The organism is Arthrobacter sp. NicSoilB4 (assembly GCF_019977335.1).
Taxonomy (GTDB): domain Bacteria; phylum Actinomycetota; class Actinomycetes; order Actinomycetales; family Micrococcaceae; genus Arthrobacter.
Map to the genome: position 1 here is coordinate 2,720,765 of NZ_AP024653.1, position 24,171 is coordinate 2,744,935.

The window sequence follows — 24,171 nt, forward strand, 5'->3', positions numbered from 1 at the left end:
GGCGTCGCTGACCGCAGTCTCGGCTGCTGCAGCTCAGGCAACAGAGCCGCTGCCGTCGGCTACTTCGACAGCGGCCCCTGCGGCTCCGGCCGCACCTTCGGAGCCGGAGCCGACTGTTCAGCCGACCGCAACGGCGACGTCGACGGACGCGGCAGTCGCCTCGGAGGGGACGACTCCTTCTTCCCCCGCAGTTGCGGAGACAACCGCTATTCCTCCGGTCGTTGAACAGACCGGCGGTGCGCCAACCTCTGTCCACACCTTCCAGACGCCCCCCTTGGAGGGAAGCAAGGGAGCGGCGCCGCGGGCACTCGGTACGGAGTCCTACTCGCTCGCACGGACCGGAGTCATCAAAGTGCGGCTTGTGACCGTGCAGCTAACCGATTACAAGGCCAACATCTCCATGGACACCGCAGTTTCCGCTGTCCAGGCGACCAGCAACTACTGGCAAACCATGTCCAATGGCAGGCTCAGCATGAGCGTCGCCAGCACCGAGACGCTTAACAGCCGCAGCGCCTCCTCAGGCCAACGATATTCAGACATGATGAACACGATCACCAATGAACTTGGCTGGGTTGCAAACCCCTACACGGCTCTCGTGGTCTTCGTTTCGACGCCGACGCTCTCCGACGGGGCCTACGGTGCGGGCTGGAGCTACAACGGGACCAGCGGGCGCGTAATCATGCCGCTTCCGGCATCCCTGACTCGAAGTGTCCTCACGCACGAATTCGGCCACGTACTCGGCCTCATGCACGCCAACAGCCTCGAGTGTGGCAGCGGTGCCCAGGACGTTGCGACCAACAGCGATGGCACGTTTGCAGATGCATCATGCAGCGTCCGGGAATACGGCGACAGCATGGACCTCATGGGAGTCTCCCAGACGTCCCAACCGACAATCAGCTCAACGCTGTGGGAATTTGGCGGCTTCGGCACCGGACGCGAGATCCGGGATGTCGGCAAGGCCGGCAACACGAGCAGTTACACACTCACAGCGTGGGCCGGAGGAGCCGACGGCCGAGCCGTGAAATTCACCGATCCGGTGAGCGGGGAGGTCTACTATCTGGAGTTGCGCCTGCCGGTCGGCTACGACGCTACTACCGCCACCAACGGCAACCGCGGCGTGAAGATCGTTCAACGGTTCGGAGCGGGCTCCCTGATCCTCATGCCAGATTCCCGCCGCTTCGCAGGCTATTACAGCTCCCGCCATGCCTGGCAGGCGGGTGAAACCTTCACAACGCATGCAGGCTCCCGGGTGTCGGTCAACTGGATCTCCGACACGGCCGCCGGCATCACTATTGAGTCGACCGCTGCCGCCGCTGTTAGGGCGATTGCTGATCTGGCGGCTGTTTCTCCGGGGCTGGGCCGGGCCGTGACCGGTTTGAAGACCGGTCTGAACGGTGGGGTGTCCCAGGGCTACGAGAATGGTGCGATCTACTGGACCGCCGCCAACGGAGCCCACATCTCATCCGGTGTCATCCGGGATGCCTGGGGCGCCCAGGGCTGGGAAGCCGGAGTCCTCGGCTACCCCACCACCGACGTGCGGACCGCCGCCAACGGCGCCCAATCCCAGGGCTACCAAAACGGTGCGATCTACTGGACCGCAGCGACCGGGGCCCGCATCTCTACCGGTGCGATCCGGGATGCCTGGGGCGCCCAGGGCTGGGAAGCCGGGCCCCTCGGCTACCCCACCACCGACGTGAAGACCGCCCCCAACGGGGCCAAGTCCCAGGGCTACGAAAACGGTGCGATCTACTGGACCGCCGCCAACGGGGCCCGCATTTCATCCGGTGTCATCCGCGACGCCTGGGGCGCCCAGGGCTGGGAAGCCGGCCCCCTCGGCTACCCCACCACCGACGTCCGCACTGCCCCCAACGGGGCCAAGTCCCAGGGCTACGAAAACGGTGCGATCTACTGGACCGCCGCGACCGGGGCCCGCATCTCTACCGGGGCGATCCGGGACGCCTGGGCTGCCCAGGGCTGGGAATCCGGGCCCCTCGGCTACCCCACCACCGACATACGGACCGGCCCGAAGAACGGACTGTCCCAGGGCTACGAAAACGGTGCGATCTACTGGACCGCCGCGACCGGGGCCCGCACGACATCCGGCGTCATCCGCGACGCCTGGGCCGCCCAGGGCTGGGAAGCCGGCCCCCTCGGCTACCCCACCACCGACGTGCGGACCGCCCCCAACGGGGCCAAGTCCCAGGGCTACGAAAACGGTGCGATCTACTGGACCGCCGCGACCGGCGCCCGCATCTCATCCGGTGTCATCCGCGACGCCTGGGCCGCCCAGGGCTGGGAATCCGGCCCCCTCGGCTACCCCACGACCGACGTGAAGACCGGCCCGAACAGCGGGCTGTCCCAGGGCTACGAAAACGGTGCGATCTACTGGACCGCCGCGACCGGCGCCCGAAGCACATCCGGCGTCATCCGCGACGCCTGGGCCGCCCAGGGCGCCGAATCCGGCCCCCTCGGCTACCCCACCACCGACGTGCGGACCGCCCCGAACGGAGCCAAATCCCAGGGCTACGAAAACGGCGCGATCTACTGGACCGCCGCGACCGGCGCCCACATCTCATCCGGAGCGATCCGGGATGCCTGGGCCGCCCAGGGCTGGGAAGCCGGCCCCCTCGGCTACCCCACCACCGACGTCCGGACCGCCCCCAACGGGGCCAAATCCCAGGGCTACCAAAACGGCGCGATCTACTGGACCGCCGCCAACGGGGCCCGCATCTCATCCGGCGTCATCCGCGACGCCTGGGCCGCGCAGGGCTGGGAATCCGGCCCCCTCGGCTACCCCACCACCGACATACGCACCGCCCCCAACGGAGCCAAATCCCAGGGCTACGAAAACGGCGCGATCTACTGGACCGCCGCCACCGGAGCACACGTCTCATCCGGCGCAATCCGCGACGCCTGGGCCGCCCAGGGCTGGGAAACCGGACCCCTCGGCTACCCCACCACCGACGTGAAAACCGCCCCCAACGGAGCCAAATCCCAGGGCTACCAAAACGGCGCGATCTACTGGACCACAACCACCGGAGCCCAACTCAGCCCCAACGGACCCATCCGCAACGCCTGGGGCGCCCAAGGCTGGGAATCCGGCCCCCTCGGCTACCCCACCACCGGCGTGTATTCGACAGGGAACGGCAACCTTGCCCAGAACTTCCAGGGCGGCCGAATCGACTGGTCATCAACTGCGGGAGTAAAGACCACCCTGTCCCGATGACTGACAGCTCCTTCACGAGCATTTGACCCGAAGACACATCCGTCGAAGTAGCGCGCCTCTTTGAGGCGTAAGGTTCCGCGGACGGGGCGCCGCCTCATGCAAGATAAGCTGGATAGATGCGAGAAAAACCAGTAACCAACGGAACCTCGGCCGAGACCCGGCCGCTCAGAGTCGCCGTTGCTATGCTCACCCTGGTACCCGGCGGGATGGGCGGTGGCGAAACCTATGCCCGGGGGCTTCTCCGCGGCCTGACCTCCATCCGGGGTGTTGCCGCGACTGCATTTGTCAGCAACACAGCAGCCGGTTTTTCAGACCCCATTCCGGAGGTTGTCTGCCCCGAGATAGCCGGCGGAGGGTCCGCCAAGGACCGGATAACAACGCTCGTCGCCGGCCTGCTCAAGCGCAAGTCGCTCGTGGCCCGCATGGCAGGCAACGATGTTTTTCACGTTCCCTTCGCCGTGAACGTTCCGCTGCCTTCTCGGTCGGTGGCGACTGTGCAGACCCTGTGCGACGTGCAACATCGTGACCTTCCCCACCTCTTCAGCCGCGTGGAGCGGCTCTACCGACGAGTCTTCTACGAACGTACGGCACGGAAAGCGGACGCCGTCGTCACCATCAGCGACTTTGCAAAGCGGACGATCGTAGAACACCTAAAGATCTCCCCCGAGAAGATCTTCACCGCCCACTTGGCTGTCGACGCAGACCAATTCACGCCCAATCTCGGTGATCGGGAGAACTTCGTCTTCTACCCGGCACGTGGCTGGGCCCACAAGAACCATGCCGTCCTCTTCGACGCCATGCGTCTTTTGCAGGACGAACGGCCCGAACTGCGATTGGTTCTCACTGGTGGAGGCCTCGACCATCTCATCGATGTCCCGGAAAATGTAGAGGTCAAGGGCCTCGTGCCCTTCCCGGAGTTGATTGAGCTGTACCGCAAGGCAAAGTGCCTGGTCTTCCCCAGTTTGTACGAAGGATTCGGCTTGCCTCCCCTGGAAGCGATGGCCTCGGGATGCCCAGTGGCTTCGTCGACGGCCGGCTCTCTTCCCGAAGTCTGCGGCGACGCTGCAGTCATGTTTGATCCGCATTCGCCCCGTGCGATCGCGGACGGAATCATCGAAGCCATCGCCCGGACCTCCGAGCTCCAAATCAAGGGGTTCCAGCAAGTTGAAAAGTTCACCTGGGATAAATGTGCGGAGGCACATGAAGCCGCCTACCGCTACGCCGCAAGGCAGCACGCACAGTCCGTTCGCTAGCTCCAATCCGCTGTTCAGCACCCAACCCGATATAGTGGCTGTGCTTGACTCTTCGACTTAAAGGACAATTTTCCCCATGCCTCGTGCGCTCATTACCGGTATCACTGGTCAGGACGGTCTTTACCTTGCAGAGCTGCTGCTTTCCAAGGGCTATGAAGTTTTTGGCCTGATCAGGGGTCAGAACAATCCCAAATTCGATCTGGTCCGTAAGACGGTCCCCGATGTGAAGCTCCTCACGGGGGACCTGACGGACGTGTCCTCGCTCGTCCGCGTACTGGCAATTTCGCAGCCTGACGAGATTTACAACCTTGGGGCGATCTCCTTCGTAGCCTATTCGTGGGAAAACGCGTCCATGACGTCGGATGTCACCGGCAAGGGCGTGCTCAACATCCTCGAGGCCACCCGGCTGTACGCAGGTGACGACATCGGCAAGGTTCGCTTTTACCAGGCGTCTTCGTCCGAGATGTTCGGGAAGGTCCAGCAAGTCCCCCAGCGGGAGGAAACACTGCTGTGGCCCCGCTCGCCTTATGGAGTCGCGAAAGTCTTCGGTCACTACATGACCATCAACTACCGCGAGTCGTACGGAATGCACGCCTCCAGCGGAATCCTGTTCAACCACGAGTCCCCCCGACGCGGGCCGGAGTTTGTGACGCGCAAGGTCTCTCAGGCTGTCGCCCGCATCAAGCTCGGTTTGCAGGATGAGATCGTGCTGGGAAACCTGGACGCCAAACGTGACTGGGGTTTCGCCGGGGACTATGTTGAGGCCATGTGGCTCATGCTGCAGCAGCCCGAAGCAGATGACTACGTCATCTCCACCGGGGAAACCCATTCCATCGAGGAACTGCTGGCAGCAGCCTTCGCGGCAGCGGGACTCGACGATTGGCGCCGCTATGTCCGCCAGGACCCCAAGTTCATGCGTCCGGCAGAGGTTGACCTTCTCATCGGCGACGCGGCGAAGGCACAGACTGTCCTCGGATGGAAGCCCAAGGTTTCCTTCAATGAGCTCGTAACCATGATGGTCGAGAACGACCTGGTGGAGCAGCGGCTGCTCGCCAAATGACCACCGCACCAGCCCGCGATGGAGTTCGCAGCACCCGGACGGCTTTCATTACGGGCGTTACCGGCCAGGACGGTTCCTACTTGGCCGAACAGCTGGCCAGCGCCGGGTGGCGCGTCCACGGGATGGTCCGGGCAGAGGATGCGTCACCCCCGCAGGATCTTCATGCAGGGGTGACGCTCCACGACGGAGACCTCTCGAATGCCCCGCGGCTGTCCCGCCTCGTGGAAGAAATCCAACCCGACACGATCTTCAACCTCGGGGGCACCAGCTCGGTAGCAGCGTCGTGGAAAAAACCATACGAAACGTCCGTCAGCACCGGCGCAGCCTCCATTGCCTTGCTCGAAGCCGCGTGGTTGCTTCAGGAACGAACCGGAAATGAAGTCCGGTTCCTGCAAGCCTCCAGTGCCGAGATCTTCGGCAATGCCACTCAGGTGCCCCAGAATGAGCGCACTCCAGTCAGTCCGATTACACCGTATGGTGCGGCCAAAGCATTCGCGCACCATGCCGTTGGCACTTACCGGGCACGCGGGCTTTTCGCCTGCTCGGCAATCCTGTACAACCATGAGTCGCTCCGCCGGCCCGCGAGTTTCGTTACGCGTCGAATCACCTTGGGCGTAGCTGCAATTGCACTGGGGCTCAAAGACCGTTTGAGTTTGGGCAACCTTGACGCTGTCCGGGACTTCGGATGGGCGCCAGACTACGTTGATGCCCTGGCGAGAATAGCGACGGCCGAACAGGCGGATGATTTCGTGGTCGCGACCGGAGTTTCGCACAGCGTGAGGGACTTCGCAGAGGCTGCTTTCTCTGCAGCCGGAATCTCGGACGGACTGTCGCGAGTGGACACTGATCCCAGATTTCGCCGCCCGGTCGACGCCTCCGAGATGCGTGGCGACCCTGGCAAGATTTCAGCGACTCTTGGCTGGAAGGCGACCACCAGTTTTGACGGCATCGTACAGACCATGGTCGAACACGACATCGAAGTCGTCCGCAACAGCGGACTAGCGGCGCTACCAGCGGATTAGACGGACAGCGCATCACGACAGCCAGTGCATCACGACAACGTTTGGATGCTGATTACAACGTGAAAGCTCCCGAATTGACGGATATTACCCAGTCATCCGAGTTTGTCCCCGAACCGCCTCCAAGCAGCGGTGAGACAATATCAGCCAAATCTGCCGCGGGCGTCGGTGGGGCTTCGGTGGTGGCGGCCGCAGCCGGCATCGTCATTCTCTTCATCACGAGTCACGCGCTGTCGCCGGCCGACAATGCAGAGTTCCTATCGTTCTGGGCCGCATTGTTTTTCGTCTGCGGCGTTCTCGGCGGGATTCAGGCAGAGACAACCAGGGCTGTGGGCGCGGCCCGCAGGCCAAGGCCTGCGGGCACTCCCAGGGGCGCGCGCGTACTGGCATCCGGACTGATTGTTGGTTTGGCCTCAGCACTGGTCATCCTCGCCCTGTCCCCCATTTTGAGCAACTACATATTTCACCGTGACTCCGGAGCCATTATTGGAGCCCTTGTTGCCACGGCAGTTTTATTCTCATGCCACGCCACATTGGCCGGGGCCGCCCAAGGCCATGACAAGTGGTCGCTCTTCGCCGGACTGGTTTCACTGGAAGCCCTGCTCCGCCTTGGAGCCATTGCGGTCGCAGCCGCGCTCGCCGCTCCGCTTCTGGGACTGGAACTGGCATGCCTCGCTGCCCTCGCCGCCTGGCTGATAGTGACGCTTATCTTCCCGACCGCCAGGGCCTCGCTCGCGGCCCGCGCCGATGTGGGCCTCGGCAGGCTTCTTCAGAACACCGGACACGCCCTGCTCTCAGCCGCATCTTCCGCTGCCCTGATCGTCGCATTCCCGATCCTGCTGAAGCTCACCACCTCGCCAGCCGACTACGCTTTGTCCGCGCCCATTCTCCTGGCCATATCGCTCACCCGTGCGCCGATCATGGTTCCACTTCAGGCCTTCCAGGGCGTTGCGCTGACCGAGGTGGTCAAGAACCCCCGGGACGGCTGGAAGGCGTTGAAGAAGCCACTTGCTGCACTGCTCGCTATCGGCGTCGTCGGCGCCGTCGCGGCTTGGCTGATCGGCCCCTGGCTGATGCTCTTTTTCGGCCCCGACTACCGTGTGGACGGTTGGGCTCTCGCCGCCCTGACACTTGCTGCCGTGTTGATGGCAGTCCTCACCTTGCTCGGCACCATCGTCATCGGCTTAGGCAATCATCGGGCATACTCTGCCGGATGGCTGACAGCAACAGCGGTAGCCGTCGCGCTTCTCCTGCTCCCGGCCAGTGTCGAAGTTCGCAGCATTCTGAGTTTGGGGCTGGGCCCCCTCGCGGGGATCGTCGTCCATGCATTGGCGATTGCCCGCATTGTTCGCCCCCAGCGTGAAACTGCCGACCAGGTCGTAGATCCCTAGGCCACCCAGAGGCCCCGGGGGCAGCCCGCCTACCTCGCCCCTAACACGAAGTCTTTCAGCCGGCCCAGAACTATGCTTCGTTCAAGGTTGGCGAAGTGGTAAGCCTTGCCGCTCTCGCCAAGGCCCTTGCGTTCCTGCGGAGACATTCGGTACAGCGTCCGGATGTTTTCGGCCAAAGCGGCGGCATCGGCAGCCGGACCCACGAGTCCACACTGTGCTTCATCCTCGACGAGCGTCCGGACTTCGCCATCCATGGCCAGTGCAAGCGGGCGGCCCGAGGCGATGTAAGACATGACCTTGGCCGGAATGGTCGCTTCAAGCAGATCGCTCTTGACGAGGCAGCCGACCAGCACATCCGCCAACGTCGTGTACTTGGGGATGTCGGAAACCGGATGGTGTCCTTCAAAGCGGAACACGCCCTCAAGACCCCGCCGCGCCACTTCCTGTTCCAGTTCGCTCCGGCTCATACCGTCGCCCACAATTACCCACACAATGTCTGTCAGGCCCTCGTGATGGAGCTCTTCGGCCGCATCAACAATGGTTTCGAAGGATTGCGCAGGGCTGATGTTTCCGGTGAAGACGACCTTGAAGCCCTCGCCCAGGCGCTTTGCCAGCTCAGGCTCATAGATTTCTTCTTCGTAGAGACTTTCGCAAGCCTGCGGCACGACAGTAATCCGGTCATCGGGGAGACCGGTTATGCCTTTGATTTTGGCACGCATCTGTTCGGACAGCACGACAATTTTGTCCGGTTGGCGGTAATGCCAATGAGATATCTTTTCTGCCAAACGACGGAACAACTTGTTTTTCACGTGCAAAACAGAAAAGAGATTTTCCGGCCACAAATCGAGGACATACATCGTGGATTCTATGCCCCGGATCTTCGAGATAAGAATCCCTGTGATCGACATCATTACCGGCGAAAGCTGGTATAGAAAAACTTTGTCGTACTTGCCGAAGAGCAATCTCGGCAAATGCAGCAGACTCCCGACAGGAAATGACACATAGTTCAGGAAGATTCGAAGGCTCGAATTATCTCCCCGGGGGATCTCCGGGGCCCGGTAAATCTTGATCCCCTTGTGTTCTTGCCTAAATGGACCTCGCAGCGAGTATCCCGGATAGAGTTGTCCCTGCGGATAGTTGGGAAGGCCGCATAGAACCTCCACATCCAGTCCGTTTTCGACAAAATAATCGCAGATATCGTTTATCCGGAAGCCCTCCGGCCAGAAATGCTGGCCGACGACGAGTACTTTGGGCTTACTGTTCATTCCTAAGACGCTGACGTGATCGAGGGAAGCAGGTCCTGGACGTAGTCCGTGGTCTTGATCTTCGCGATGATCTCGTCAATGGTCAGCTGTTGCGTGTTGTGGGATGTGTATTCCTCCAACGTCTCGCTGACGATGTCTCCTGAGTCAACGAACTTTTCGTAGTTGAGGTCTCTGGTGTCGGCGGGGACCCGGAAGTATCCGCCAAGGTCCTCCGACTTCGCACGCTCTTCGCGGGTGAGAAGCGTTTCGTGCGCCTTCTCGCCGTGCCGGGTCCCGATGACATTGATTTCGACGTCGGAATTGAAGAGGCGCTTCATCGCTGTTGCCAAGTCCCCCACCGAGGAAGCGTCGGCTTTTTGGACGAACAAGTCGCCCTGATTGGCATTCTCGAACGCGAAGAGGACGAGCTCGACTGCTTCATCGAGGTTCATCAGGAAACGGGTCATGTGCGGATCTGTCACCGTCAGTGGCTTTCCAGCTCGAATCTGGTCTGCGAACAAGGGGATCACCGATCCTCGGGACGCCATTACATTTCCGTACCTGGTGCAGGAGATCAACGTTTCCGACGGATCTACGTTGCGGGATTTGGCGATCACAACTTTTTCCATCATGGCCTTGGAGGTGCCCATGGCGTTGATCGGGTAAGCAGCCTTGTCGGTGGAGAGGCACACGACCTTCTTGACACCCGCGTCAATAGCCGCGGTCAGGACGTTGTCGGTTCCGAGGACGTTGGTCCGGACGGCTTCCATCGGGAAGAATTCGCACGACGGTACTTGCTTAAGTGCGGCAGCGTGGAAGATGAAATCCACTCCCCGGACAGCCTCGCGCACGCTGTCAATGTTGCGCACATCACCTATGTAGAACTTCAGCTTGTCGTTGCTGTAGGCCTTCCGCATGTCGTCCTGTTTTTTCTCATCCCGGGAGAAGATGCGGATCTCGCCGATGTCTGTGTGCAGGAAGTGCTTCAGTACAGTGTTCCCGAACGAGCCAGTGCCTCCGGTAATCAAAAGTGTCTTGTCCTTGAACAACTTGTCTCCTTGTTTTGCAGGTGGCTACGGCAACGAACATGGGCTGCAACCGTTAGATGATATCAGCGAGTCGGGATCGGGACGGGTGAACAATCCCCGCGCGACCCTGGCCGTGAATTCGGCTTGCATGTGATTCGGCGTAGAATCTCAAGCATGCTTAGCCCAGAAACCCGCCGAGTTCTAGTGATCATGCCTGCCTGGAACGAAGGCGAAACCGTCGGTGACACGGTTGACGAGGTGATCAACCTGAACGAAGGATACGACGTCCTGGTCGTCGACGACGGCTCAAAGGATGCGACAGCGGCTGTCGCGGCCGCCGCCGGCGCGACGGTCCTTCGGCTCCCGTTCAACATGGGAGTCGGCGGTGCCATGCGAGCTGGATTCAAGTACGCCGACCGCTACAACTATGACGCCGTAATCCAAGTAGACGCCGACGGCCAGCACGACCCTCGGGAGATCGCATCGGTCTTGGAGGGTTTGACCACCGCCGACATTTCCATCGGGGCACGCTTCGCCTCCAAGGGTGACTACAAGGTCTCCGGTCCGCGCCACTGGGCCATGGTGTTCCTTGCTGCGGTGATCTCCAGGCTGGCACGGACAAAACTTACGGACGTGACGTCGGGGTTCCGCGCGGGAAACAAGCGGGCTATTGCGCAGTACCTCGACCACTATCCGGCCGAGTATCTGGGCGACACTATCGATTCATTGGTCGTCGCCATCAAGTCTGGCTGCAAGGTCACCCAGATCCCCGTGGCCATGCGGCCCCGGCAGGGCGGAACCCCGAGCCACAATCCAGCGAAATCCGCAATCTACCTGCTGCGGTCCGTCTTCGCGCTGCTGTTCGCGCTGACCCGGAGCCGCTCGAAAATCGCTGTACAGGAAGGCATTGCCTGATGGGAAACACTTTGGCCCCCTTCATCTTCGCCCTGGTCATGGTAGCGATCGTACTGGAGCTGGTCCGCCGCAAGGTTTTTCGTGAGAAGTATGCAGCCCTCTGGCTGGTCATTGGCGCCAGCGCCCTGGTCTTGGCCGGCTGGCCGGACCTTCTTGCGGGTGTCAGCAAACTCCTTGGCATTCAGGTTGCGTCGAACCTGCTCTTTGCGCTGTGTATCGTCTTGCTGCTTGGCGTGTGCCTCCATCTCTCTTGGGAACTCTCCGTCGTCGAAGATGAGAACCGCACGTTGGCTGAAGAAGTCGCGATTCTGCGCACTGCCGTTGAGCAGTTGGAAAGCGATTTCCGGCGCATCCCGCAACCCACACCGCAGGCCGCAAAGCCGCAGCTGCAATCGGCGCCTGGCCCCTGCGAGGACTGACATATTCGGCACAGGTCAGGGGCGGAGTCCGGCACGAAGTAGACTTCTACTGTCCATTCTGAACTTTCATGGTGCCCCGCAGGCAGTGGGCCGTGGATCAATGAAGGTCGTGACATCGGGGGAATGCCGGCTGAAAACGACCACGAAGGAATCATGCTCAGCCCCGATCTGCAAGACAATCCCGGAACCTCGGACCACAAGGTGCCCGCCCGGCGCCGACGACTCGCGCCCGTCAGTACGGGCACAACAGCCCCCCAGTGGCTCTGCATCGGCTTGGTTGCGAGTCTCGTGGTCCTGGCCGTATTCATGCTCCGGGCCGCTGGGGGCCTGACCGGCTGGCGGTACGGGATTGCGCTGGGCCTTGTGCTGATTCTCATCCCGACCTCGCGGACGTTTTCACAGAGAATCCTTTTCTCGATCGTCGGACTGGCGGGTACAGCCCCGATCATGTGGTGGGTCACGGGTCCGGTCCCGGATCTTAACCGCGGTTCCGTGGTCTTGGCCGTGGCAGCCGCGGCCCTCGCCGGGTCAGCATGCTATTGGCGCGTCAAGCGTCAGCCACTTCGTACATTCCTGCCCCATCTCCGTGCCGTAGATGGCCTGCCAGTTCTCGCCGGGCTGGCTTCCCTGTGGGTGGTGCAGAGTTTCGTCACGGTCCGGACACCGGAGCAGGCGTTGCTCTTGTTGACGCGGTCTTGGGATTTCGCGCCGCACTTCAACATGTTCAACATGATTCGAAATCATGGCTCAGTTATCGCGGTTCTGCCCGCTTCCCCCGACGGCGGCCCATGGTCCGCGGCGACGTATCCCCAAGGTTTCCACTCGCTGGCCGCCACGTTTGCCGAGGTCGTTGCCGGCAGCACTGCAGGTGATGCAGGGCAGGAAGTCCTCCTGTTTTGTCGGCTGGTCGGTGTTATCAGCGTTCTCGGCACCCTGCTGGTCGTCGCCGGGCTGACGTCGCTCCCCGTGCTACGCCACAACTTCTTTGTGACGCTTCCTCTCGTTGCCATCGTGTCTACGGCCTGGGTGGTGGGTCCCGGCGCCATTCCAGTGTTCGGGGCCTTCCCAAATTTCGGACTGGGAGTGGCACTTTGCGTGGCCTGTATTGCGATCGTGCAGCTCCGGCGTGTCATTCACCCGGCGTTGGCATCTACGGCCCTGATCCTTGCACTGATTGGGGTTGCTCACGGCTGGATTCTCCTGCTCGTCCTTTGTCTCCCGAGCGCGGTAGTTTATGGCTGGCACCTGTTTCGGCATCGTGCACAGCTGGGCCGGCCGCTTATCGCCATTCATAGCCTCCTGGCACTGCTCGGCGCCGCCGCCCTTGTGGCCGCGGTCTGGCAACTGCACGGCATGTCTGCCGGGGAAGTTCTCACCACTAATGGCGGTATAGCTCTTGCCGATACCGGAGTGGCTGTATTGTGCATCATTGCCAATGCCTTTGTGGCATTGGCCTTCTACTCTCGCCGAAGAGTCGGAACCGACGAGGTTCGCCTCGGGACCCTTACTTCACTTCACGTTCTTGCCACTCCCCTCTATGCTGCGGCACTGCTTGTCTGCCTTGCCGTCTTTCAGCTGGTCCAGGCCGGCATGGTTACGTACTATTTCCATAAGTCATTCCTGGCTGTCGAGATCGTGGCAATCGTATGCACGGTCATTGGCGCAGCAGAGCTCTGGTCCCCGCTTCTGCTGGCCCGGAGTCACAGAAAAGCCTTCCTGGCAGCGTCGCTCCTGACGTCCCTGGGGGCCACGCAGTTCTTTGGACTACCCTTCACGGGTTTGAGCCAGCAGGGAATGAAACCGACGGCGAGTGGACCCACAGCCCTGCTGCAGCAGAGCACCGCGCTGGCCGACCCTATGCCGCCGCTCATCCCCAAACTGCTCGCCGTGTCACGCGTAGAGCAACGCCGACCCTTCATCTACGTGGGATTCAACGACTTCTTCGACCCTCTCCTGGCCGCTCAGTGGTCACTGACCCTCCAAGGCAAATGGACGAACAAGATTGAGCCCGCCATTCCCATGGTCAGTCCTCTGTATAAGGGACCCTCCAAAGTCCCCGACTCCATTGTGGTGATCCTGGAAACAATGCCCGATCTGGACGTCATGGTCGATGCAGTGCTGGTCCCCGAGTTGCGCGCCGCACTCCCCCAGTACGCGTCCAGGATCATCACCTACTAGCCCTTACCGCCCGCTCGGGGCGGTGTGAGAGCCTCGTGCGGTCCGCGACCCGGTCGGGCCCCGTGGATTGCGGGGAGGTCCGGAGAAGCGAAGCTGCGGCAGGCAGTCACGTGTCTATTACGGTCCCTAGGGCGTCAAACCCGTCCCTAAGTAACCAGACCCCCGCCACGCAAAACGCTCGGCTGGAAATTCCAGCCGAGCGCCAACGTGATCCAGTCCCGCAGCCTAGCTGGCGCGGCGAACCCTAAAACAGCCTGTTCTTCGCTTCATCACCGATCGATGTTGACGAAAATTCCTGACCTTTGATGGTGTGTGTGGGCGGTCGAACGAATGAAGTTCACTGCCCGCCGAGACGTGTCGCCAATCTGGTAGTCCGCCGGAATCACGGGCGGACCGTCGGTCTCGAACTGGTCGAGGACAATGTCGATGGCGTCGACAATCGCGTCCGCCTTGACACCCGTGGTGATGATGGCCGCGGTGTCCAATGACTCCGGACGTTCGATGGCGTCCCTAAGAGTGACTGCCGGGAAGCCCAACAGGGAAGACTCTTCGCTAATGGTGCCGCTGTCCGAGAGCACAAGCTTGGCTTCCTGTTGAAGCTTTACATAGTCGTTGAAGCCGAATGGCGGGTGGAAGCGCAAGCCGCGCTTCAACTCTTCAGGCTGGTCCTCGAGCCGTTTACGGGTCCGGGGATGAGTCGAGACGAGCACAGGCAGTCCGTGCCGTTCGCTGATTGTCTGAAGTGCCTTGAGGATCTCGGCCAGGCGGTCTGGGCTGTCGACATTTTCCTCCCGGTGGACGCTGACCATAAAGTAGCCGCCGGACGTGAGCCCCTGCTTTTCGAGCACGTCACTCGCTGCAATGGCGTCGGCGTTGCCGACGAGAACTTCCTTCATCGGGGATCCCGTCAGCAGGATCCGGGACGGGTGCAGACCCTCGGAAAGCAAATTCCTGCGAGCGTGCTCCGTGTATACGAGGTTGTAATCCGCCACGTGGTCAACCAAACGGCGGTTCGTCTCCTCCGGGACATTTTCGTCGAAGCAACGGTTGCCGGCCTCCATGTGGTAGACCGGGATCCGCAGGCGCTTTGCCATAAGGGCAGAAATGCAGCTATTGGTATCCCCCAGCACCAGCATTGCGTCCGGCTTTTCTGCCAGCAGGACCCGCTCCGTCTTGGCAAGGATTGAGCCCAGGACGGCACCCAAGGATGTCGTGTCCGCTTCCAGGAAGTGATCCGGCTTCCTGAGGCCAAGGTCTTCAAAAAAGACCTCGTTCAGTTCGTAATCGTAGTTCTGGCCGGTGTGGACCAGTACGTGCTCTGTACTGCGATCAAGCCGCCGAATGGTGGCCGCCAAACGGATAATCTCGGGCCGTGTTCCTACAATGGTCAGTACTTTTAGCCTGCGGCCAGCGTCGGTCATACTTCCTCCGGGAAAGTGTCGGGAGAGGCTGGATCAAATATTTCGTTGATCCAGAACATGGTGTAAAGCTTATCTGATCCGGTATTTGTGATCTTGTGAGACCACATTGTCGGCATATCAATGGCGACGGGTTGCTGCCCGTCGACCGAGTAGGTACGCACTTCATCGGAAAACAACTTCCGCATGGAGATTTCGGCAGTTCCCGACAGCACCGTAAACCGTTCAATCTTTCGCCGGTGGTAGTGCTGCCCCCTGGTTACGCCCGGCTCCGTGGTCGAGAATGACGCCTGCCCCTCGCCCCCTGCGCTTCGTATGACTTCGAAAAAGGCGCCACGGGCATCCTCTTTCCGGTCCAAGGTGACGGGAAGACGATCGCCGACCAGGAACGAGCGGTAGGTATTGAACATGTCGCGGTCAAACGGTTTCGAAATGTCCGGAATGGTCCCGTTGGAATAAATTTGGGACATCTCTTGGATCAGCGCGGCCACCTCACTTACGCGGCGGCTGGTTGCGAGCCGCTGGGCGTCCTCGGGATCGTGCAGCCCGAGGAGGATTTCGGCTGCTGTCTGCACGTGCAGAAGCAGCAAGTCCTTGTCGTCCTGGACTTGCAGAGCTTTTCCGTCGGCGGCCAACTGGCAGAAGGTCGCCACCACGGAGTTGTAGAAAGGCACCCCGTGCTCACCGAACAGGTTTGGAAGGCTGACGTTGACAAAGTGAGCTCCGGCGTTTTCGGCGGCTTTCTTCAGGATCAGGCCGGCCTCCTGCTTCCCCCGACCGTACGCACTGTCGTTGCCCGCCTGAATGGAATTGGCAAAAACCACGGTCGCGGGTTTCGTCGTCGCCTGGTCCAGGGTCAACGCGAGTTGCTCAGCGAAACGGATGTTGCCGAGCCTGACGGCATCGTCGCCACCTCGGTTCACGCCCGCCACGTGCACCAGGACCGTTGCCCGTTCCATGATGCCAACCGCGGCGTCGACGTCGAATTTGTCCCCCAGAGCCAGCGCTTCAGTCGGCTTGCCAAGGCTGTGCGCCAGAACGCGCGTGTGCCATCCAAGGAAGCCATTGCTTCCGGTCAAGGCGATCGTCATATTTGAATTCCTTTCACGTAGATACAGTCACTGCCCGCAGACAGTCAGTTTGTAGATTTTCGCTTGGCCTTGGGAATCCAAGAGGGTCGCTACTCCGGAAGCTTCGAGGTTGTCCAGCCCGCGGAAACCATTGTCGCCGCCGTGGACTTCCTGATGGCCAAAATCAAGCACATACCCGACGTGAAGCCGCTCAACGATCGGACATAGGGTCGGATCCGAGCCGGCCTGGTTCAGACGCGTGAACAGCTGGTCCGAGCCTCCTGGGAGTTCGCTAAGCATGTGAAGCTGGATGAGTTTCCTGCCGGTAAACGCGTACGCCAGGGCGCTCCCATTCCACGGATTGCCCACCATTACCGCGTCGTGCGGGATTTCGTCTGGCAGTCGCTTCAACAACGCCATCTCGTCTGCGGACACAAGCCGCGAGTCGTTGTTCAATTGATAGCCGCCCGCGGCTGAGTTGGTCGCCGCCCGAACGTTGGCTTGCTGGGTACCGACCGCAAGCAGGCTTGCAGCCACCACTGCCGCCGCTACGCCTACATACCGCCGGGACCGACTCGCTCCGTCCACGGCCGGAGGCTCCTTGGCGGAAGGGTATCTGGCCATCAGCGGAGCCACCCACTTGTCCCAGCCACGAACCGCTCCAATGACGGCCAGCGGCAGAATCACCGTGGGGAGAAGCGATGCCAGGCGGGGTGGGTCGTTGTACCAGACACCTGTGAAGAACGTCCGAAGATCCCCAAACGGGAAGGCCGCCACGATGACGAAGAGGCTCGCGATGACCGCGTACATTCCGACAAGCCAAAGCTGCTTGCGGCGCAGGATCAGCGATACCAGCCCTGCCACCGCCAGCACCATCACGACCCATGAGACCGGGCGTCCAATGGCGGAACTGGTGAGTACCTCGCCAATGGCCCGCCCTGTCGTTTCGATGGGGGGCCAGAAGGCCGCGATCTCGGGAGGCCGGACCGTCTTCCAAAGAACAGCAAGTGCGCCCAGTCCCAGCAGGAGCATCAGGATCATTCCGGCCACAGGCAGTGCGACTCGCTGCGACCGTCGCGCAAGCCTCACAGTGAGCCCCGCCCACAGGATCAGCAGGGGTGGCACCATCAGCGCCACAAGCGCCATTGTGCTGCTCGGGTGCGCCAGGGTCAGGCCTGGAAGCACTAGAACGAACAGCAACCACGACACGGTTCTTGATTCTGACGGTTTCCACCCCAATCCCAATGCTTGGATTCCCAGCGCGAGAGCCACCGGCAGCAACGCGTTGCCCAGGAAGTTCGGATAGAGGACACCAAAATCCAGCAGCAACAGTGGAAACGCGCCGAAAGCCGCGGACAGGACCCCTGCCGCGACGCTGACGGCGACCCGGTTTCCAAGGATCTTGTGTGCCAGGAAGATGCAGCCCAGCGGCCAGACGATGGATCCGACCACGAGATTCACCACATTGACGGCCACGGGGATGGCGGCACCCGTCGTGGCGGCAAGCAGCGCGACAAGATCGTGCCAGGCCGCCGGGTAGAATCCGCCACCGGTCATGGAGCTCACTGTGATGGACGATGCCGAGCCCGTGTCGAGTATGTAACGCACGGCGTTAAGGTGAAAAACGTTGTCGAACGTTTGCGAGAAAGCCTCAGGCCGTCCGAAGGCGGCCACGAGACGTCGGCCAATGAGAAATGCTGCAACAACAAGCGCGAGCCCGTGGCCAGCCCCCGCCCACCAGTTAATCGCCCTGCGTCCGCTGGGCTTCTCGGCACGGGCAGTTTTGGTGAGCAAGGTGGTTGTCGCCAGGGCAACAACACTAATCAGGGCCGTGAAGATGAAGACCGGCAGAAGTGACCACTTCATGTTCAGGAGCGGTGCCACCAGAGCTGAGACTGACACGATTGAGACCGTGATGGCGGGAGCCATGGCCAGTAGCGCCATCCCGCGGGCCCGGCTTGCCCAGGCCACGAGTGCCCCCGGGACGAACAACAAGCCGATCGCCACAACGACAAGCGGGACTACAGACCACCACGACAAAGGAATCCTCCGAGAACTTTGATTGAACGAATGCAAAAACCTATTGGTCATTGTCATGAGCCGCCCTCCCGAATCTTACTCGACTGGGGTTCGGCGGTTTGTGCTAGAAGTTGAGTCGCTGCGCCAACGCTGGCGCCAACGTCTTGGCGAATGTATTGGTCATGTGGTTGTCCCGATAGACCATCACATTGCCGATAACTGCCGGACAGACGCCCTGGCGGCAAAAATATGCGGACAGGTCGAGGAACTCGACTCCTGGTACCTGTGCTCCGGCCAGCTGCAGAGGATCCGTCCGGGCGTCCACTGCGCGCATCCTGGTCTGGCACATCGGTGAATCGGTTCCGTTGAGCGAAACGCACTCAGGAGTGGAGACGTCGGGATATGGGTTGTCGCCCACAACAGCTACCCGGATACCGGCTGCCCGAAGCGGCTTCAGGACCTCGACATAGCCGTCGACCAGCGCCTGAGGATTATCCCACCCCCATTTGAGCGCACGCTGATAGCCGGCTGGCGTCATTCCGGAAACCACTACCAACTGCGGCCGGAGGAGCAGGATCCGTTCCAGGGTTACCTTGTTCTGCTCGGAACAATTGTGGTAAACCGTCGTGCCATCCGCTGGCGGCGATGTAGAAAAGGGACACCCATTGCGAACCATGGCCCGCACGTTCCATCCCGAAGGCGTCCCGGCGATAAGAAGCGCATCCACGTATTGCGCGGCGTGCGAGTCCCCCACAACGACCATCGTTTTCGAGGCATCCACCGGACCGTACAAGCATTGCTCGATCCTGATGTTCGCCGGATCAAAGGTCCCGCATTCGTCCTTGCCGGTGAGGGGCACGTCCTTCAATGCCACGGCGGGATCCGGCTGAACGGGCAGTGTATCGGGAACCGATGCAGGGCGACTGGGGTCAAACGCCGTCGCTCCCGGATATTCGCGCAGGTTCAGCGCCCCGCTCAGCTGCTGGGATTTGACTTCGACGACGACCCAAGGCGCAAGGGCCGGAATAGTTGTGGCTGCGATCAATCCCGCGGCCACAACGAGTGCGTTTCCGGCCAGGGGCCTCCATCGTCTTGCTTTCAGCGGAAGACCCGGGAAAGGGCTGACCGCGTGACGGAACCTTTGCTCGACGAAGTAGTAGGACGTAACGGCCAACCCCAAGCTGATCCCGACAATGGCCGCACCGTGAAGGTAGCCGGGCGTTCGGCCCAGGAGAAACACGTAGAAGACCACCACGGGCCAATGCCAGAGGTAGAGGGAGTAGGACAGATCACCAACATAGGTCACCGGCCGGAGGCTCAAGAGCCGGGTAACCGAATAACCGCGGTCGACTGATGGCTGCAAGTGCGACGCACCCGAAGCGACTACCAAAACCGTAGCCAGCACCGGCAAGAGTGCGACGGATCCTGGGAAATCCATGGCGGTAGAGAACGTCAACGCGGAATAGAGGATTGCGCAGAGACCGATCCAACCGGCAGCACGCAGGAACACCGCCCGCGGATGCATCTTCGGCAATAGGACGGCGGCAATACCCCCCATACCGAGCTCCCACATTCGGGTGCTCGTAGCGAAGTACGCGATGCCGTGCTCCGTGGACGAAAACATGATGCTGTGGACGAATGACGCAAGGGACACTGTCGCCAGCACGGCGAGACAAATGATTTCAATCCTTAGGCGCAGCTTCGCAGCGACGGCCACCCCCGCCAGGAGGATCAGTGGGGTTACCAAATAGAATTGTTCTTCGACGGCAAGAGACCAATAGTGCTGCACCGGCGACACGGCGGCTGTCGCGCCCGCATAGCTGTTTTCGCTGAACGCCTGATTCCAGTTCTGGACCTGCAGCCCTGACATGATCACGTCCAGGGAAATTGACTGCCACCTGTTTTGTGGCAGGAAAATCACAGTCGCGATCGTGGTCGCAATCAGGACCACGCTGGCAGCCGGCAGCAGGCGCCGGATGCGCTTGGCGTAGAAGACGGACAGCCGAATCCGTCCGGTATCGGAGAGTTCCCGGACCAGGGATCCCACAATGAGGAAGCCTGAGATGACGAAGAACACGTCGACTCCGACAAAGCCACCAGGCAGCAGTTCCGGCCAGATGTGATAAAAAATCACGAGTCCCACGGCCAGGGTGCGCAGCCCCTGGATGTCCATTCTTAGGCCCGTATTCGCCTTGTCAGGAGAAGAACTTACCCGTATATGGCGCCCCTGAAGCACCATCGCCGACGGCCTACTAGTCACAGTTTTCTTCCTATAGTGAAACGGTCGTCGTCGATGTGCTCCCGTTCGGGGACTGAGACGCTCAGTCCCCTTAAGGGCAGCCCTGCCGCTGCCCGGCCCTAGGCCCGAAGAAGGGCCACGGCCTGATCAATAGGGCCGTCGAACATCAGGTTCCCGTGCTCAAGGAGGACACCCCGCTCGCAGATGCGCGACACCAGGTCAAGGTCGTGGCTGACGACAACGAGCGTCTTGCCGTTCTGGGCAAGCTCCTGAATCTTGGAGATGCACTTGCGCTGGAACGGCTCGTCTCCGACCGCCAGAATTTCATCGATGAGGAAGACCTCAGGGTCCGTATGGACTGCCACCGAAAAAGCCAACCGCAGATACATTCCGGAAGAGTAGAACTTCACTTCCGTGTCAATAAACTGCCCGATTTCTGCAAACTCCACGATGGCGTCGAAGCGATCGTTGACTTGCTGCTCCGTCATCCCCAGGATGGCTCCGTTGAGGTAGACGTTGTCCCGGCCCGACAAGTCGGGGTGGAAGCCCGCTCCAACTTCAATGAGGCCGGCCACCCGTCCCCGGGTACGGACAGTGCCGGAGTCGGGAAGCATGACGCCGGATATGTGCTTCAGGAGCGTCGACTTACCGGACCCGTTCAGCCCCAGGAGCGCCACCGACTCTCCGGTCCTTACCGTCAGTGAGACGTCTTTGAGCGCGTGGAACTTCTCCGACAGGTCGCCTCGGCGACCCTTGGCAAGCCATACGACGGCCTCCTTCAACGACCGGGTGTGACGCAGCACAAATTGCTTGCTGACGTCCCGTACTTCAATAGCGTTTGCCACTCACAACTCCTGCGCGAATCGGCCCTCAAGCCGACGAAATGTAAATTGGCCCAGGACAAGGACCGCGATCGAAAGAACGATTCCCACGGGCAACCACAGGGTGAACAAGTTCGGCGGCATCGGCGCTGAACCATCGGTGGTAGGCAACCAGAAAGCGTAGTGGAAGAGCTCCACTCCAACGGTGATCGGATTCGCCTGGTAGACGGCGAAAGCAACGTCCCCAAGCTTGTCCCGAACCATGGTCCACGAGTACATGACCGGCGAAGCCCATGTCGCAATCATCAGCAACATGTCGACGATGTTCTCGGAGTCACGGAAATAGACGTTTGCCGAGCCGAACAACAGGCCGAGTCCCGTGGCAAGGAGTGCAACGATGACAAAGCCTCCGACCGCAGCCAGGAGCTGGAGCAGATTGGGGTGCCACCCCGCAAAGACACAGGCTGTAACGAGCACAACCAGCTGCGGAAAAAAGTGAACCGCGGAAACCCACACAGAGGCGACAGGGAACAGCTCCCGCGGAAGATAGATCTTCTTGATCAAGTTGCCGTTATGGACTATCGACCTAGCGGCATTGCCCAGTGCCTCGGAAAAGAAATTGATGAGCACAATTCCCGAGAAAAGGTAGATGGCATAGTTGGCGAGCCCGTCAGGGTTCTTGGGACTTTTTTCCAGTCCAAGAAAAACGCCCAGTGCGATGTAAAAAACAATGAATTGGACGCCGGGCTTCACGTAGGACCACATCAGCCCCAGAACGGAGCCCCTGTAACGGACCTTGAGCTCTTTCCGTACCAACAACTTCAGCAAGAACCCCGACTGGCGGATGTCGCGGATCCCGCCGCCGACGCCGGGGGTGGTGAGTTCGCCTAAGCTGACGCCGCTCACTTGATCTCGTTCTGCGTGTGCTGCTCGAAAGTCTTCCTCCATGACTCCATCGAAGTCAGATCCCCCACGGCAGCCCGGTACTGGGCGCTCAGTTCGCGCCAGTCCTTGAGCAGGACTGAGTGCAGGTGTGCGCTCTGGGCGAGCATCTCGCGGAGCTGCTTCGGGTCCCTCTTGTACCAGGACGCACCCGTTCCCTCTGCATTGGAGACCACCGCGCTGTCGTACTGGGCCATCCGCCACCAACGGTTGTCCTGGTGCGGCACGGTCGCCTGGGGGCGCTCCATGCTTGATCCGCTCACGGGGTTAAGCAGCTGCCTAATGACCGTCTTGGCTGCCCAGGGCAGAAGTGAGACCTTCGAGGGCTGTGTGATGCCGTGGCCCCGGCGCGGCGGCTTGTCCATTTTTGGTGCAGGGAAGTCATCCTGGTCAGGGCGGAACACCGAGTCTGAGTAACCAGCCATCATTTTTCGGATCTCGGGCAACTTCGTCGGCAGAAGCTCCCGAAGACCGGCCGGCCCCTTGAGGACATCTTCCATTGCCCAGTTGCGCCCCCGGACAGTTGCATACTGCATCGAAACGAGGTGTTTCACGTCATGGTAGTGAGACTCGCGGACGACGCGCCCGCCATACTCGTAGGGGCTGTGCAGCAGCGCCACGACCACACGGTTGCGCGCGTGGAAGTACGCCTGCCAGCCGACCAGGTCGTCCTTGTCGATCCACGAAACGTGCCAAACCGCTGAACCCGGCAGGGAAACGGTCGGGAATCCGTGCTTCTTGGCGCGCAGGCCGTACTCAGAGTCATCCCACTTGATGAACAGTGGAAGCGACAAGCCAATCTCGCGGATAACGGCCGTAGGAACCAGACACATCCACCAGCCGTTGTAGTCCACGTCAACACGACGGTGCAGCCAGGACGTTTGGCGAAGATTTGAGGACATGAAGTCGTGCCCCAGAATCATTTCCTCGCTCGGCAGCGCGGGCTGGAACCTGTACGGATTCACAACTTCACCGAACGTGTGCATGACGGTCCGGTTGTAAAGATCGAACATGTGCCCACCGACGATGGTCGGCGTCTTGCACCGGTCCGCGAAAGTGAGAAGACGAATGATGCTTTCCGGCTCGACGACTATGTCGTCATCCATAAGAAGCACATAGTCGCTGCCATTTTCAACGGCCTCAAACATTCCGCGGGCGAACCCGCCGGAACCTCCAAGGTTCGACTGGTTGATGATCCTCAGTTTCCCCTGGAGCGCATCCCTGACTTCCGCAAACCCCTCAGCCTCAGAGACTTTTTGTGAGCCCTGATCCACAAGGAGCACTTCCTGAACGTGCTCAAGGGCTTCAGGATTCTCCGCCATGAGACGCAGGTTGTTCAGGCAGAAGTCGTTCTTGTTCAGCGTCGTGATCTGCAGGGTGACGGAGCCCGACGGCTTTTCAACGGCCGGCCCCTGCCATTCTGCCTCGAGCATCACAAGGGGTTCCGTGCCGGCGACCAGATCGAACCAATACCAGCCGCCGTCGCCAAACGGTGCCAAGCTCAACTCGAAGACGCTGTCAGCTGTTCCTTCAACCCTCCGGGTGTCGACCCGCTGGAGGGACCCACGTGCATTGGATTTGTAGACAATGACGGAGCCGGGCCCCTGGGTGCGTACCTGCAGCCGAATATTCTCAACGTTTGTCCATCGGCGCCAGTAGCTTGCCGGGAAGGCGTTGAAATAACTTCCGAAAGACACACGCTCACCCGAACGGACCAAGGTGGACCTGCGGGAGAGGAAATCCTCTATATGAGCTTCTTTCGTTGGGGCCGCGAAGCTGCGGGCAATGGCCGTTTTTCCCTCGCGGTCACCCGCCGTGGGCAGCTGCGTCCCAGTGGCGGCACCCATGTCCATGTAGAGCGGGACAGTGTCCATTTGGCTCTGGCTGGGCAGAATTACCCTCTGCAGAGTCGACCAGCTCAGTTTCGTT

General features: G+C 60.9%; 17 protein-coding genes. 8 read left to right on the forward strand and 9 right to left on the reverse strand.

Translation table 11 applies throughout. The features are described from left to right. The first annotated feature begins 361 nt into the window (after positions 1-361). The 5 genes from LDO13_RS12365 to LDO13_RS12385 all read left to right on the forward strand — a co-directional run bounded on the left by LDO13_RS12365 (position 362) and on the right by LDO13_RS12385 (position 7,949). On the forward strand, positions 362-3,226 hold the full coding sequence (locus LDO13_RS12365; RefSeq protein ID WP_224047027.1) for a M43 family zinc metalloprotease: 2,865 nt from the start codon (positions 362-364) through the stop codon (positions 3,224-3,226). 116 nt (positions 3,227-3,342) lie between these two features. After that, entirely contained in the window at positions 3,343-4,479 is a 1,137-nt protein-coding gene (locus LDO13_RS12370; protein WP_224047028.1) for a glycosyltransferase family 1 protein, read from the forward strand. Positions 4,480-4,555: 76 nt separating this feature from the next. Continuing rightward, the gene (locus tag LDO13_RS12375) at positions 4,556-5,539 is read left to right on the forward strand and encodes a GDP-mannose 4,6-dehydratase (protein WP_224047029.1); all 984 of its coding nucleotides are present in this window, start codon (positions 4,556-4,558) and stop codon (positions 5,537-5,539) included. Then, the gene (locus tag LDO13_RS12380; protein WP_224047030.1) at positions 5,536-6,561 is read left to right on the forward strand and encodes a GDP-mannose 4,6-dehydratase; all 1,026 of its coding nucleotides are present in this window, start codon (positions 5,536-5,538) and stop codon (positions 6,559-6,561) included. Before LDO13_RS12375 ends, LDO13_RS12380 begins: the two co-directional genes overlap by 4 nt. A gap of 74 nt (positions 6,562-6,635) precedes the next feature. Next, entirely contained in the window at positions 6,636-7,949 is a 1,314-nt protein-coding gene (locus LDO13_RS12385; RefSeq protein ID WP_224047031.1) for a hypothetical protein, read from the forward strand. A 29-nt stretch (positions 7,950-7,978) separates the two neighbouring features. Here LDO13_RS12385 and LDO13_RS12390 read toward each other — a convergent pair whose 3' ends face one another. Beyond that, positions 7,979-9,214: a glycosyltransferase family 4 protein gene (locus LDO13_RS12390; protein ID WP_224047032.1), complete on the reverse strand. Its 1,236-nt coding sequence runs from the start codon at positions 9,212-9,214 to the stop codon at positions 7,979-7,981. A 2-nt stretch (positions 9,215-9,216) separates the two neighbouring features. After that, entirely contained in the window at positions 9,217-10,242 is a 1,026-nt protein-coding gene (locus tag LDO13_RS12395; RefSeq protein WP_224047033.1) for a polysaccharide biosynthesis protein, read from the reverse strand. A gap of 153 nt (positions 10,243-10,395) precedes the next feature. On the opposite strand from LDO13_RS12395, the gene LDO13_RS12400 reads away from it, so the two are divergent. From LDO13_RS12400 to LDO13_RS12410, 3 genes are all read left to right on the forward strand, one after another. Further along, on the forward strand, positions 10,396-11,136 hold the full coding sequence (locus LDO13_RS12400; RefSeq protein ID WP_224047034.1) for a glycosyltransferase family 2 protein: 741 nt from the start codon (positions 10,396-10,398) through the stop codon (positions 11,134-11,136). Next, positions 11,136-11,555 carry a DUF2304 domain-containing protein gene (locus tag LDO13_RS12405; RefSeq protein WP_224047035.1) on the forward strand — a complete coding sequence of 140 codons (420 nt, stop codon included), beginning with the start codon at positions 11,136-11,138 and terminating at the stop codon, positions 11,553-11,555. Before LDO13_RS12400 ends, LDO13_RS12405 begins: the two co-directional genes overlap by 1 nt. 123 nt (positions 11,556-11,678) lie before the next feature. Continuing rightward, entirely contained in the window at positions 11,679-13,733 is a 2,055-nt protein-coding gene (locus LDO13_RS12410) for a hypothetical protein (RefSeq protein WP_224047036.1), read from the forward strand. Positions 13,734-14,002: 269 nt separating this feature from the next. Here the strand turns inward: LDO13_RS12410 and wecB are convergent, their stop codons facing one another. The 7 genes from wecB to LDO13_RS12445 form a co-directional block, all read right to left on the reverse strand. Next, a complete protein-coding gene (gene wecB, locus LDO13_RS12415) occupies positions 14,003-15,154 on the reverse strand; it encodes a UDP-N-acetylglucosamine 2-epimerase (non-hydrolyzing) (protein WP_224047037.1) in 1,152 nt (383 codons plus the stop codon). Next, the gene (locus tag LDO13_RS12420) at positions 15,151-16,242 is read right to left on the reverse strand and encodes a capsular biosynthesis protein (protein WP_224047038.1); all 1,092 of its coding nucleotides are present in this window, start codon (positions 16,240-16,242) and stop codon (positions 15,151-15,153) included. The genes wecB and LDO13_RS12420 overlap by 4 nt, the downstream gene beginning before the upstream one ends. 27 nt (positions 16,243-16,269) lie before the next feature. Next, positions 16,270-18,318: a DUF6541 family protein gene (locus LDO13_RS12425; RefSeq protein WP_346347017.1), complete on the reverse strand. Its 2,049-nt coding sequence runs from the start codon at positions 18,316-18,318 to the stop codon at positions 16,270-16,272. A gap of 46 nt (positions 18,319-18,364) precedes the next feature. Further along, positions 18,365-20,413: an acyltransferase family protein gene (locus LDO13_RS12430; RefSeq protein WP_224047040.1), complete on the reverse strand. Its 2,049-nt coding sequence runs from the start codon at positions 20,411-20,413 to the stop codon at positions 18,365-18,367. Between the two features lie 185 nt (positions 20,414-20,598). Then, complete coding sequence (locus tag LDO13_RS12435) at positions 20,599-21,324, reverse strand: ABC transporter ATP-binding protein (RefSeq protein WP_224047041.1); 726 nt, start codon at positions 21,322-21,324, stop codon at positions 20,599-20,601. After that, positions 21,325-22,206 (reverse strand): ABC transporter permease, encoded by an 882-nt coding sequence (locus tag LDO13_RS12440; RefSeq protein WP_224047042.1) that lies wholly within the window; start codon positions 22,204-22,206, stop codon positions 21,325-21,327. Beyond that, the gene (locus tag LDO13_RS12445; protein WP_224047043.1) at positions 22,203-24,116 is read right to left on the reverse strand and encodes a glycosyltransferase; all 1,914 of its coding nucleotides are present in this window, start codon (positions 24,114-24,116) and stop codon (positions 22,203-22,205) included. Before LDO13_RS12445 ends, LDO13_RS12440 begins: the two co-directional genes overlap by 4 nt. Positions 24,117-24,171 lie beyond the last annotated feature (55 nt).